Annotated in this window: 13 protein-coding genes; 3 read left to right on the top strand and 10 right to left on the bottom strand. The window is 48.0% G+C overall.

Going from position 1 to position 13,020, the window contains the following annotated elements:
- Positions 1-295 precede the first annotated feature (295 nt).
- Entirely contained in the window at positions 296-1,204 is a 909-nt protein-coding gene (locus HMPREF1494_RS11030; protein WP_051404759.1) for a glycosyltransferase family 2 protein, read from the top strand.
- Between the two features lie 41 nt (positions 1,205-1,245).
- A complete protein-coding gene (locus HMPREF1494_RS11025) occupies positions 1,246-2,244 on the top strand; it encodes a glycosyltransferase family 2 protein (RefSeq protein WP_051404758.1) in 999 nt (332 codons plus the stop codon).
- A gap of 278 nt (positions 2,245-2,522) precedes the next feature.
- Here HMPREF1494_RS11025 and HMPREF1494_RS11020 read toward each other — a convergent pair whose 3' ends face one another.
- The 5 genes from HMPREF1494_RS11020 to HMPREF1494_RS11820 all read right to left on the bottom strand — a co-directional run bounded on the left by HMPREF1494_RS11020 (position 2,523) and on the right by HMPREF1494_RS11820 (position 7,531).
- The gene (locus HMPREF1494_RS11020) at positions 2,523-3,692 is read right to left on the bottom strand and encodes an acyltransferase family protein (protein WP_081724146.1); all 1,170 of its coding nucleotides are present in this window, start codon (positions 3,690-3,692) and stop codon (positions 2,523-2,525) included.
- A gap of 688 nt (positions 3,693-4,380) precedes the next feature.
- A complete protein-coding gene (locus HMPREF1494_RS11015; protein ID WP_051404756.1) occupies positions 4,381-4,815 on the bottom strand; it encodes an acyltransferase family protein in 435 nt (144 codons plus the stop codon).
- Positions 4,816-4,818: 3 nt separating this feature from the next.
- A complete protein-coding gene (locus HMPREF1494_RS09850; RefSeq protein WP_206690124.1) occupies positions 4,819-6,042 on the bottom strand; it encodes a glycosyltransferase in 1,224 nt (407 codons plus the stop codon).
- Positions 5,994-6,935, bottom strand: a complete 942-nt coding sequence (locus HMPREF1494_RS09845) for a glycosyltransferase family 2 protein (protein ID WP_231495408.1) — start codon at positions 6,933-6,935, stop codon at positions 5,994-5,996. Before HMPREF1494_RS09845 ends, HMPREF1494_RS09850 begins: the two co-directional genes overlap by 49 nt.
- A 32-nt stretch (positions 6,936-6,967) precedes the next feature.
- Positions 6,968-7,531: a nitroreductase family protein gene (locus HMPREF1494_RS11820; RefSeq protein WP_228369704.1), complete on the bottom strand. Its 564-nt coding sequence runs from the start codon at positions 7,529-7,531 to the stop codon at positions 6,968-6,970.
- On the opposite strand from HMPREF1494_RS11820, the gene HMPREF1494_RS11815 reads away from it, so the two are divergent.
- Positions 7,502-7,948, top strand: a complete 447-nt coding sequence (locus HMPREF1494_RS11815; RefSeq protein WP_231495407.1) for a hypothetical protein — start codon at positions 7,502-7,504, stop codon at positions 7,946-7,948. The two genes, HMPREF1494_RS11820 and HMPREF1494_RS11815, sit on opposite strands and share 30 nt — an antisense overlap.
- Before the next feature lie 46 nt (positions 7,949-7,994).
- Here the strand turns inward: HMPREF1494_RS11815 and HMPREF1494_RS09835 are convergent, their stop codons facing one another.
- From HMPREF1494_RS09835 to HMPREF1494_RS09815, 5 genes are read right to left on the bottom strand one after another with little or no spacing between them, the layout of a single operon-like run.
- Positions 7,995-9,122 (bottom strand): polysaccharide pyruvyl transferase family protein, encoded by a 1,128-nt coding sequence (locus HMPREF1494_RS09835; protein WP_034522546.1) that lies wholly within the window; start codon positions 9,120-9,122, stop codon positions 7,995-7,997.
- Positions 9,119-10,201: a glycosyltransferase family 4 protein gene (locus tag HMPREF1494_RS09830; protein ID WP_034522543.1), complete on the bottom strand. Its 1,083-nt coding sequence runs from the start codon at positions 10,199-10,201 to the stop codon at positions 9,119-9,121. Before HMPREF1494_RS09830 ends, HMPREF1494_RS09835 begins: the two co-directional genes overlap by 4 nt.
- A complete protein-coding gene (locus HMPREF1494_RS09825; RefSeq protein ID WP_034522540.1) occupies positions 10,201-11,397 on the bottom strand; it encodes a hypothetical protein in 1,197 nt (398 codons plus the stop codon). Before HMPREF1494_RS09825 ends, HMPREF1494_RS09830 begins: the two co-directional genes overlap by 1 nt.
- Positions 11,398-11,411: 14 nt before the next feature.
- Positions 11,412-12,569: a glycosyltransferase family 1 protein gene (locus tag HMPREF1494_RS09820; protein ID WP_034522537.1), complete on the bottom strand. Its 1,158-nt coding sequence runs from the start codon at positions 12,567-12,569 to the stop codon at positions 11,412-11,414.
- Positions 12,562-12,918, bottom strand: coding sequence for an acyltransferase (locus tag HMPREF1494_RS09815; protein WP_231495406.1), 357 nt, complete (start codon positions 12,916-12,918; stop codon positions 12,562-12,564). Before HMPREF1494_RS09815 ends, HMPREF1494_RS09820 begins: the two co-directional genes overlap by 8 nt.
- Between the last annotated feature and the right edge of the window lie 102 nt (positions 12,919-13,020).

The following is a 13,020-nucleotide window of genomic DNA, read 5'->3' as shown; positions in this document are numbered from 1 at the left end:
CCAAAGAACAGGCAATCACCCAATCCACCAAAATCAGTTAACAAATTGGCAAGCCAACGCACTGGTACGTTGGCGCTAGTAATATACTTCCACGTTATGAAATGACAGAAAGTAATCAACAGCATCGCGACAATGCGCAGTAATTCAAAATTTGAGTTTCTTGACGTTTTCATCCCGTCAACCTTTCTGGCGCAACTCTCTACAACAGGGGTACCACCCCACACCCCCGAATATTATAGATATGCTCTGATATGTTAGCTCTATATTAGGGTTATATTGCGAAAATAGGGGGAATATGACATCGTCACCGCTCATCAGTATAATTGTTCCTGTATATCAGACGGAACAGTACCTTCAGGAATGCCTAAAGAGCCTCTCCACACAGACCTATAAGAACCTCGAATTTCTGCTCATTGATGATGGCTCGACTGATAGGAGTTCCAAAATATGCGATGAACAATCTTCGGTTGACTCGCGCTTCCGCGTATTTCATTGTGCGCATGCAGGAATCGCCGCTTCTCGCAATAACGGACTCCAATTGGCCAGAGGGGAATTCATCGCATGGGTCGATAGCGACGATAGTATTGCGCCGGACTATATTCAGACTTTGTATGATGCCTTGTCAGCCAACGATGCCGACATGTCCATCGCGATGCACCAACTCACCCCGGATACACCCCGGACTCTCACCGATTCCATGATCTTGCGATATCAGCTCGATAACAAACTTGGAGTGCTATGGAGCTCACTCATCCGCGCATCCCTATATCGGGGAAAGTCTTTCCTCGGCTATTCTGCGAATGAAGATCGCATCATGCTTACCCAGATTTGCGCGGAAGCCCGACTCGCAACCATTGTTGAAAACGACGGATACCATTATAGGATTCGATATGACTCCGCCGTTCATTCTCCGAATGTCGAATCGATGATCAGCCGTCTCAAAGCTTTAGAAACACGTAACGAATGGGTCAAGCGTAATTACTCACGCATGTATAAGTACACTCATTACTCAAGTGTCCTTGAAGCGACAAAGGTTAATCGAATGCTCCGCAATAATACTGCTGACGGGAATACAGAAACACTGCACCGAGTAATTCATCAGATGATCAATAATCACATCTTCCGTATTCCAGTTGGCTCATTAAGTCGCTCCAGGCTCAAAGAAATCGCGGCCGGATACAAAGTCTTGATCCTTGGACAATAACCTTTCGCCATGCAGCGAGCCCCACAGTATTGGAGAAAGCAATGACGCATCCACTCATCAGCATCATCGTTCCCTGCTTCAATTGTGAGCACACCATAGAACGCACTGTCGGCAGTCTCGTCATGCAGGCCTATCAAAATATCGAGATCCTACTTATCGATGACGGGTCAACAGATGCCACTTCTTCAATCATTGATGCAATCGCTGAGCACGATAATCGAATAGTCGTGCAGCATACCGTCAATCGGGGAGTTTCCCATGCACGAAACTATGGTCTTGAGCTTGCCAAAGGTTCCTTTGTCATCTTCGTGGACAGCGACGATGCCCTTGAAACCGACATCCTGCAACGCGCCGCAGCTACGCAAGAAAGTTTCGATGCGGACATGGTCATCTTCGGCCATGCAGATATAGTCCAAGAACATCAACGCATCAATAGGCGAGACTATTCAACGAACAATCTAATCGACCTATCCTTCACCCAACGAGATGAATCTTTTTTCCAAGTCATGTTTACCTTGGAAAACTCGCGATATTTATTCTCTTGCTGGGGCAAGCTAATTCGTAAAAGCTGGATAGCCAGAATTCGATTCGATCCAGACATCAACTATGGCGAAGACACCACATGGATTCTGACGCTTCTGCAACAAGAAGGACACATTACGGCTCTGCCAGATGTTGGATACCTTTATTACGGATCATCTCAGGGGCTGTTAAATTCATTCTCCAAGCACAAGTTCTCATCCATCGTCAAAGCGCACCAACAGCAAGTCAAATTCTATTTGTGGAAACGAATGTCTGATGAATACCAACAACTAGTGCAGCTACGCTTGACCAATGATGTTTTCTGGGCCCTGCAAACACTTAAGGCCGCTGACGATTCCGTATCATCTCAAGAACGTGTGCAACTAGCAACGATTCTGACTCATTCACCCCTGCGACCGTTGTACTTACGCAATATCGAACTGGCCGCAACCAGTAGATATCTCAAAATCCTATTTATGATAGACAGCAATTTACTGTGGAAACTATACCTGCGATAAAAAGTGATATTTTCAGCAACATCCCGCTTTATTTCTTCCAAGGAAAATTCAGCAGATACCACGTCATATCACAAGGCAGCCTTCCGTCGTATCTACAGAAAGATGATAGGTTCGTCATATGGCCAGCAACCGGGAATCCGTCGCTGTCCGGCCAAACACTGTGCCCGGTCGGACAGTCCAGTACTCAGCCGCCTGAGCCGCACCACGTTTATGGTAGAACTCCCGCTTTAGATGGCCAAAGAAATCCTTCGCAGCCCCTATTGGATTTTGTTGATTTGCTATGAATACAATTTCTTGAGTACATTAAAATGTTCATAGTTGGCCATAGTATAAATTACATACGATACAGCAATGCTTACACTGACTGTCAAAATAAACAAGAGACATGTCTTATCAATTTCAAACCCTATTATGGAAAAAAGTTTGACAATAAACCACTTGACCCACAAATGAGTATAAAATATCAAAGAACTTAAGTTTCTTAACGTTTTAAAAAAAACACTATTTCTACTTTGAATACGATGATTTACAACAAAACCAAAAGCAAACCACGTCAAAGGAATCAAAAATAGATACACATCCCTAGCCCTTACAAAATCAAAGTATTTAAGACCTAGAGCTTCTATAAACATTAGAATATACGCAACAAGAAAACCAATCAGCGCATTTCTTTGCTGCATCTTAAAACCGTAAAATGCAACAATCGCACCTATTGCAACAAATAAAAGTCCTTCAAACAACCCATCCCTGGTTGTAAAGATCACTATCTTTAAAAACCTTAAAAAGCTCCAAAACTCAGGCATATTAAATTGCAATGGTCTAATAACGCCAAACCAGCTCTCCGTAAGCAGACCCATCACATAGAAACAAAAAGCTACTGCAGTTATTTTTTTAAGACTTACCTTCTTTGATAAAAGATATGATATAACAACAACAGAAAAAATCAATGCCGGAAAATACCACAGTTGCATATAACTGCCCACAAATACAATATCTCTGCAATAAGTAAAGACACCGTAAATAATCCCTCTCTCATTCATCAATATCGATTTAATCTTGAAAGGAAAGTAAATTAGCGTCCAGATAACATATAATTTTATTAATTTAACAACATATAACTTAGTACGATCTAACGAAAAATTATTTAACGACGATTTATGATATAGTAAAAACCCGGACGAAATAAAGAAAAATGGTACCGCAATCCTTGCTAACCACTGTTGAATTCCGTAGTTCAGCAATTGCAGTGTTTCATTATCCGTCAAACCAAACGGAGCTACATGTACCGACACAACCAATATTGCACATATAAATTTTGCTAAATCAATAGCATTATATTCTTGCGGACCTTCCGACCTTCCGACCTTCCGACCTTCCGACCTTCCGACCTTCCGACCTTCCGACCTTCCGACCTTCCGACCTTCCGACAAAGCTTGAAGATTCATCATCGTACTACCAATTTTTATTATTTAAGCAGATGCCACAAAATATGTATAACTTTAGTTTGTTATTGATGAAATTATCTCTTATTTACCGTTCGGACCGATTTACCTAATAGAAAAGGTGCGAAACAGTTTATCACACTTGCACACGCTGAGCAAAAAACGAGATTGATAATAACCGTAGTTAAGCCACAAGCAATCTGCGTCCAGACACAGCCAGAGGTAGTATCCAGTCCGACAAGACGCAACATACTTGGGAAGTAGCTTTCAATTGCCTAATTGATACAGTAGAACACCAAAGTGTTCCTTCCACAATATGTGAAAAAGCCAAAAGATTTAGCGCTCGATCCCATCATATAGCATAATGACAGAACAAACCACATACCACCTATAGATGCAGCTAGGAAACAGAAAATATTACCGTACTGGTTCATATATGGATTAATACGCGCACCAAATATACGACCATCCAAATATGTTCCAAGGAACAACAACAATAATGCAGCCACCATATATCGTTTATTCAGTAAACGACTGAATGCGTCCACATTCTTACGCGCGATCAATCCAAGAATGAAATACGGCGCCATGGTTACAGCAATATCCACAGACCAAGGCAATGTGACGTGCACTAACGCGCTATAGGCATATCCAGCAACCAGCGCGGCAATCGATACAATAGCATACGTACGAATCATATTCTGAGTACGCTGCGCACATTGAACCAAAAAAATCCACCCAGTTCAATAATGAATAGACAGGTTAAGAACCAAGGAATTTGACCAAAACCTTCCTTTCCTCTCAGATTAACGCAGTAGCCAATAAAGTACTTCACATACCAGCCAAGAGAATGAGCATTCTTCTGGAAGGGTACCTGTATCAGGAATAGCAGCACCGAAAGAACCAGTCCAGGAACAACCAGAGTACGTATTTTGTTCCATAGGAATGGCCAGAATGAGGAGAAACGACGAATTGAAAACACAAATCCTGAAAGGAAGAAAAAGAGCATCATACAGAATGAGCTGATGTATGCAGTCGTGCTCTCAGGAAACGCGCTATGCATCAGAAATACTAATAGGATGGCAATGCCCTTCGCGTAATCCACCCATAAAATACGCTGTCGATTCATCTGTCACCTATCGTCTTTCAAATAAAACTGCTGCAATCCCTCAGCGATATTCCGAACATCAAATCCGGCATTGCGCACTATGCCTGAATAATCAGACCTTCGTCTATCTTCACCCAGCAAGCTTCGGCATTGTTTCGCCCACGCATGAGCCTCCTCCCGAATCGAGCAAGTGTGCATCAGTGGCGTAACCGCCGCTTCAAAAGCCATGGCTTCTTTGGAAACCAAACAAGGCAATCCGGAACATTGAGCTTCCATATACACGAGGGCAAGTCCCTCAAATAATGAAGGCAACAAGAATAGGTCCATCGCTTGGTACAGATCAGGCATATCGGTACGAGCCCCAAGAAACATGACTCTGTCTGCAATGCCAAGCTCTTCCACTTTCTTGTGCATTTGCTGCTCAAGTTCACCAATACCGACCAGCATGAGCTTGGCGTTCGCCTCCATATGAGCGTACTCAGCGAAAATCTCCAACAAGAACAGCGGGTTCTTCTGCTGACGGAAACGTCCACAGAAACCTATGAGTTTGGTATCGTCACCAACCCCCAATTCGGCACGTACCCGCTGACGGGCATCCGGACGAAAAGCAAATTTTTCGGTGTCGATGCCATTCTTCACCCAAGTAAACGGCTTGCCTGGAAACATATAATCGGCAGCTTGTTGCGAGCAGGCGAAGTAATGAGTGGGAGCAGTACTGATCTGCTTGTGTATGACGCGATCACGATATGTCTTAATCAATGCCTTGAGTCCACTTGGCTGCGGTCCAAACTGTGCACCTGAACCAGCATTATGAGAATGCAGGATGCGTAGAGGAATTCCCGCTTCCTTAGCTACTTTAAGTGGATACGCATAAGGATAATTGGCATTCACATGGATGCCAGCAAATTCAGGATGCTCCCGAAAGAAACGAAGCAGTTCCGAATGAGATTTGATTAATGATTCGCGCTGCGAGTACATCACTCGGTAGATGCGTCCGCCCATGGCAAGGATCTTATCCTCATAAGCCAGTCTGCCTTCGTTGTGGGATTCAAGAAAATCAAACTGGACTTTACTTCGGTCAATGTTACGGTAGACATTCATAATGAATGCCTCTACCCCTCCAAAGCCACCAAGCATACCCCACTGAAGTATACGAATTGGTTCAGCCACTTTAAACCCTTCTGTTTTGCACTCAGCGATTAATGAGATATGCGCGTATACAACTCTGGAATATGCGCCATCATCCATATCTTTGCTTTGCGGGAGACGCTCAGCGTTCCATCCTTATAAACCTTCTTCGCGGCATAGGCCAGTTTTTCCCGCCAAACGGCAAGCACTTCCGCGCCCATATGCTTTGAAGCCAAGTCATAGACAATGTCGTATCTGCCTTGCATGGCGAAGAACGCGAGCGCATTTCGGTCAGCATACCCGCTTTCGGAAAGGTACTTGCAGCATTTGTCAGCAATGATGGCACGATCAAAACTATGTTCGTTCAAACTGGCGGTCGTAATGGAGTTCTTGCGGATCCGGTAACGGTACAGTGCCTTTGGATTGAAGTAGATTCCCTTCATCGTGCGGTACACGTGGGCGAGCACGTAGTAGTCCTCGTTGTTCAGACCTTCGGGGAATCGAATGCCATCCTCTCGGAAGAAGCGCGCGTCGAACAGCTTGTTCCATACCGCGCTGGCCATACGATCCCGATGGTAGAGGAAGGAACGCAACGCTTGGTCAGATGTGAAGACACGCGCCGGCAGATGCCCGTCGATATGTTCAGTGTCGCCATCTTCAAAGTTCTTCTCCGTGCCGCACATCACCACGTTAACTTCATGTTGTTCCTGCATCCACTGCCACATGGTACGCAGCATGTTTGGGTCGATCCAGTCGTCGCTGTCCACGAAAGCGATACAATCTCCCCTCGCCTGGTCAAGTCCGGCATTACGCGCGGAAGACAATCCTCCGTTCGCTTTATGAATGACGCTGATGCGATTATCTTTCGCCGCCCACATATCACATTTGCCCGGGCAAGCATCGCGGGAGCCATCATCGACGAGGATGATTTCCAAGTTGCGATAGCTTTGCTCGACAATGCTCTTGACACATTGATCAAGATACCGTTCCACGTTGTAGACGGGAACGATCACGCTGATCAGTAGCTCATCGGGAACCTCATTACTCATGCGTGCACCGTCACAATGCTTTCGGCGTCAAAACGCTTGGACATACAGGTTTCAACCTCCGGGAGGAAATGTCCGACCGCAATGTACATCACCAGGAATTCGCTATCCGGCAGATTCAGCAACTTGCGGGTGGCCTCGTCTCGCTTCATCGGCAGCATGGTGTTCAAAGGGCATGCGGCAAGCTGCTGCTCCTCAAGCGCAAGCAGCAGAGACATTCCGAACAGTCCACCATCCGTATATCCCTCATTGCGCTCATCCTGATTCATGAAGGCCTGATTGTCTGCGGTGAGCAGAATAAGTGCCGGTGGCATCTTATATCCACGGAATCCGCCCTGCAGCGGCATCAGCTTGGCAATCAAATCGGCATTGGTAATGATGTGCACACGCGTGGGTTGACGATTGCATACCGATGGGGTGCGCATGGCGATGGCCACGGCTTGCTCGATGTCTTCGGCGCCGACCGGCTCGTCACTGAATTCGCGTACGGAATGGCGTGCTTGAGACAGCTGGCTGTACGTAAGCTCCGCATTATGCGTTTTATCGGCGGCTTTGATGGTCAACACACCTCCGACATGCCCCTGCGCCTGGCCTATCTCATTCCACAGGTCATCCGAAAAGAGGCAGCGCATGTAAGCAAGATCATAACCATTGCGTTCATGACGCGTACGATATTCGTGCAGCGCGCAAATCGCGGATTGGAAGATCTCATTGTTCGCATATTGCGTGTCAACGTTGCACAGAGCCGCCAACAAAGGAGCAAATTGAGCAAGTACGCCTTTGCCGAATCCGAAACGAAAGTCCCGATGGCTCAATCCTTTTTCAATCTGATGGGTGAAAAAGATGATTCGGGTTTCCAGATGTGCTTTCCTCATGGATCCACGCCTGGCGTAGTTTCGTCTGAAACGCCTCATCTGGTGAATGGTTTCGCGGCGCAATTTCAAGGAGGATTGCACCCCGCGCACCCACGCAATCAGTGACTCGGGGACAATGCTTTTCAGCTTCTCTCTCATGTTTCCTGTCCTTCTAGTCCTTCAGCGCATCACGCAGGTATGCTCTGGAGCGTTCGACTTCACGCCCCAGTTTTTCATTGGTAGAACGATAATCGATGGTCGAATCGTCCCAAGCCTCGCCCTCGATGAGCTGCCTGCTGTCCAATCCACACAGCTTGAGCAGCGAGCTCATACGATCGTCCATGTTGACTTTGCCGTTGTGCTTGCCGCGTACCACATAGAACTGCTTCTCGAATTTGATGGAGAACGCCGTGCCGTGGAAGGATGCGGACAACACGTAGTCGGCGTTCTTGATCAAGCTGAGATAATGGTTTGGCGCAGCCACTTCAAGCAGATGGAAACCATACTTCTTCAGGCCATAGGACTTATTGCCAGTGAACATCACATATACCGGCAGCCCCTTGCTCTGTGCAAACGCCTGGACCGCCTTGGCCGCGGAATCATTGAGTTCGATGGAGTCAATGGCGTAGTAGAAGATGTACGGCTCATGCACCAAAGGTGCGTCGGTGATGGGATCATACGCATCGGCATCAATCAGCAACGTCGGATCGAGTACCTGTTCCACATGCTGCGGCACCAACGGCTGCAGATATTCCTGCGCGGTCAGCTCACGCACCGCGATGGACTGGTAGCCGGACAACAGTTTGGCATAATGCTCGGCAAGAGCCTTGTCTTCCTTTTTGTCGAGGATATGGCCGCCCATGCTAGAAGCGTAGGAAATCTTACGTCCTTGATGCACGAAGCTCAACAGGTAGGCGTCGGAGTAATCCCAGGCGTCCGTGTTCCAGATTTGATCACTGCCTGACACGAAAACATCGTACTTGCCATTGAGATCCTCCAACTGTTCGACGGTTTCATAGAACTTCGGAGTAAGGCTCAACGCCTTATGCTGCAAATTCACAAAGTCATCGTGACGTTGCTGAATCAGCTTGTGGTGGAAGAAGGCATACGCGTTCTTGGCAATGTCCTTCGGACCGGACACCTTCTTATACACGTCATACAGATACTGCTGGCGCGGCGTGGAAAAATCGATGACGTCGCATTCATGGCCGAGCTGTTCAATGGCTTTCTGCGTGGCGAACGCCTGCAAGAACGAACCATTATTGTGGGCTGCATGGTAGGTAATCAGTGCTGTCTTCATTGCATCACCTCATGTAGTAGTCGAATCCAAGACTGCGTAATTAGGCGCATTCCATATCGTTCGGCATTACTGCCGCTCATAGATGAATATTCGACACGCTTGGCCCTGTCATCAATCAGTGTGTTGATGGTTGCGGCCATGGTGTCAATGTCCCCCAACGGCACGACCGCACCGTTGACTCCATCTTCAATGACTTCCGATGGGCCTGTTGGACAATCGAAACTTATCAGCGGCAGACGATGCGCCTTGGCCTCAAGCAGTACCATCGGCAATCCTTCAAAACGGGATGTCATCACGAACATGGCAGACCGTCGGTAATATGAGTCCATGTCGTCAACACGTCCCTTAAGAACCAGCTGGTTATCCAAGCTCGCATCGTGAATCATTTGCTCTAGGACGGGCCTATCCTCGCCTTCTCCGAGAACCATCCACTGCCAATCTGGATGATTCGGCAAAACCTTGCTCGCAACTTTGACCAGCAAATCGAAGCCTTTCTGGTAGGTCAGCCGTCCGGAGCTGAGGATCAGGCGGGAGTCAGCATCATAGGAAACCTCAGTAGGTGTTCCCATGGGATTCGCAATCGCCATGATCGGACATTTCAGCTTGAGGTTGCCTTCATAAAGCTTTCTGTCGGTTTCGGTCAATGTCACGATGGCATCCGCACGTCGTGCCGCCCAACGGCGGGTCAGCTTACGGTAGGGCACTCCGGGATTCTGTAGGTAATTGAAGTGTTCCCATGACACCACCTTCACGCCGGTACTATGCTTGACCGGTAATGAGTACATATCCAAGATACCGTCAATGTCAATCAACACATCGATATGCTGGTCATCAACAATGTTCCGCAATCGTCTGCAGGTATCGAAATAGTGTTGCATGCCATGCGTGACTGTCGGGTACAGCGCAAATCGGTGGATACTCGGATCAATCGAGAAGAACGGACTATCGCATTCCTCGAACAAGCTAACGAACGAAATCTCGTAATCGGTCCGTGCCAAAAGCTCGTTGGCAATCATGATGGACACGTTTTCCGTGCCACCTGATCGGGTGATGTCGCCGGAGAAAAACCCAATATGCATCAGGCCTCCATCTTTCCAGCCACATTCGCATGTCTGCCAATGCGTCCCTTAATCTTATTGATGTCCTGTTTCCATTGGGACAAGCGCTGATTCTGTGAAAATACCAGCAACTGCAACACCGGGAAGGTGGCTGCCTCATGACGAACCCACGAACCAAAATCCGGTTCGAACAACACAGACGCAAGCACATAGCCCAGGAAAATCGAAATGGCCAGAAACTGCGTCTCATCTTCAATCTCGTCGAGTTTGCCGAACAAGTGCGCCAGATATACGGTCACGGCGACCTGGAAGCAGAAGAACGGTAGATATTGTATGCCTTTTACCGCCAACTCGAGGGGAATCATCATGCGGAACGCATTGATCAAATAATTCAGCAGGAACAATGGCAGATTCGAGGAATTGTCTCCACCAACCCAGTTCTTGATGATGGTGACGCTGTCGACGTCATCTTCTCGACCGTTCAGGCTGTAGTCGCGGATGCCCATGATCTGCTCGTACTCGTCGTGCATGGCCACACTAGTCACCACCATCATCACGCACACCAGCACATACATCGTCACCGTCGTGATGATGATCTTGACCGCAGGAGGAAACTTATGATTCTTGCGGAACATCGTCAAAATGCAGTAAATGGCAAGCACAAGCGCGGCAATCAGCACATAGTAGGAACGGAATACCTTGCTCTCGAAATACAGGATTACCGTTGCAAAAGCAATCTTCATGGTCGAACTTTCAATCGGCATCAGTAACACCAGATAGACCGCCATGAAGAACAGGAATTGAATAACATCCTTACCGATGTTGAACACGTAAATATTCAATAGGCCGATGCAGGCCAGCAAAAAGATGGCTTGTACCATGTCGGGTTCGGGAAGTTTGAGCACCATGAAAAACACGATTACGGTCAGCAACATTCCTAAGAACCAACTCCATTGGCTGATGGAGGTGAACCCAAAGATGTTGATGGCCTTGAAGAAGTTCGCCGCGACAATATAGCTACCGGCCCAAGCCTTTACCCTCATATCTTCATTGACCATGCCGACGATGCGGTTATTATCGTAGAAGTATTTTGCCGGAAGCATCATGGTCAGCAACTTGGCTGCCAGCATCACAACGAAAGTGAGAACCAGAACAGCATTCTTGTTACGGCTCTCCCACCAGCTGCCTTTGTTCCCAAGTCCAAGCTCATTGCTCATGAATCGTAATCACCTCAAACACGTGTGGATTCGGCCAACGCGTCCACATAGAACCTTTGCAACCATTCCGCGTTGGCCTTGATGTCGAACCCCGCCTTGGTCACCTTGTCCGTGCCTTCCGTGCGATTGGTTCCGGCGTATTCGGCATGCTGGTCCAGAATCCGTTTAGCCCATTCTGCAGGAGTGGCATTCAACCCGATAATCTGCACATTCCCCGTCACATCGCACTGTTCGGGCACACGATCGGAAATAGTGCACGGCAAGCCGGACGCCTGTGCCTCGATCATGGTCACCGGCAAGCCCTCATACAGGCTTGGCAAGATAAAGGAATCCATACCTTGCAACAGTCGATTTACATCGCCGCGCACGCCAAGGAACTCCACGGCACCAGATAGACCGAGATCGTCAACCTTGGCTTTAATTTGGTTTTTCAATGCGTCGTTCAGCTCTCCGCCGCCTACGAGCCACAGCACACTGTTCGGATGACGCTTATGCACCTCTGCGAAGATGTCAATCAGAAATGTATGGTTCTTTTGCGGGAAGAAACGCCCTACATGGCCGAGCACGAAAGTACCCGAATCGGTGACGCCAAACTCCTCACGCACCTGCGTTGCGATGGCAGCATCGTATCGGTAGGCCGACGTGTCGATGGCGTTACGTTGCTGAATCACTCTGTCACGGCTCTTCTCACCGTACAGCCAGTCTCCCGCTTCGGTTCCGCATGCAAACATGTGCGTCACATACTTCGGCAGACGCATACGGAAGTATTCTCGGAAAATGGATTTCAGATTGAAACCGACCGGGCGATTATGCGCATGTGCGATACGTACCGGAATGCCTTTTTCAGCCGCGATCCGTAACGGGAAGTAGCTACGTTCCTCAAGATTCGAATGAATGATCCGATATTCCGTGTGCTGCTCGAGGAAGTTGCGGAATTCACGCTTGTACCGTCCGAAATACTGCGGGTACATTGGGCACATGCGGTAGATGCGTCCGCCAAGCGCCTCGATTTCATCCTCGTAGGCCGCACGGTAATCGCGGTTCACCAGAAAATCGTAGGCAACTTTGCTACGGTCGAAATGGCGCAGATAATTCATCATCATGGTTTCGGCGCCGCCACGATCCATCACCGTGTCAAGCACCAGTACCCGAAGCGGAGCATGCTCAGTCATGGCGGACCTCTTCTTTGAGCAGCTGCTGTTCCAAGCGGACCACGGTATTGGAAGGAATGTTCTCGGCTATCACGCATCCGGCGCCAATCACGCAGTTGTCTCCGATGGTGGCGCCTTTGAGAATCGTCACATTGCTGCCGATCCAGCAATGCTCGCCGATTACCACCGACGCCGTGGAATAGCCTTGGCCTTTGATGGCTTCCTTCTCGTCGGCAAAACGATGATTGTGATCGTACACACGTACGTTCTCCCCGAAAATCGTTTCGCTGCCGATCCTAACCTCCTTGATGGCATGCACCGCGCAATCGTTGTTGAAGAAGACATTGTCTCCGATGGGTAATGGTGCCACCCATCTCGGCAGTCAACTGCAACCCCTTGCGGAAATGCAACGATTTGCCCCAGTGGACGGATTTGCCGTAAATAACCTTATAGAGAGACTTCAGCAGCACTC

This window comes from Bifidobacterium sp. MSTE12 (assembly GCF_000513015.1).
Classification (GTDB): domain Bacteria; phylum Actinomycetota; class Actinomycetes; order Actinomycetales; family Bifidobacteriaceae; genus Bifidobacterium; species Bifidobacterium dentium.
The sequence above is the reverse complement of the archived record's forward strand: the minus strand, read 5'-3'. Positions and strand labels throughout refer to the sequence as shown.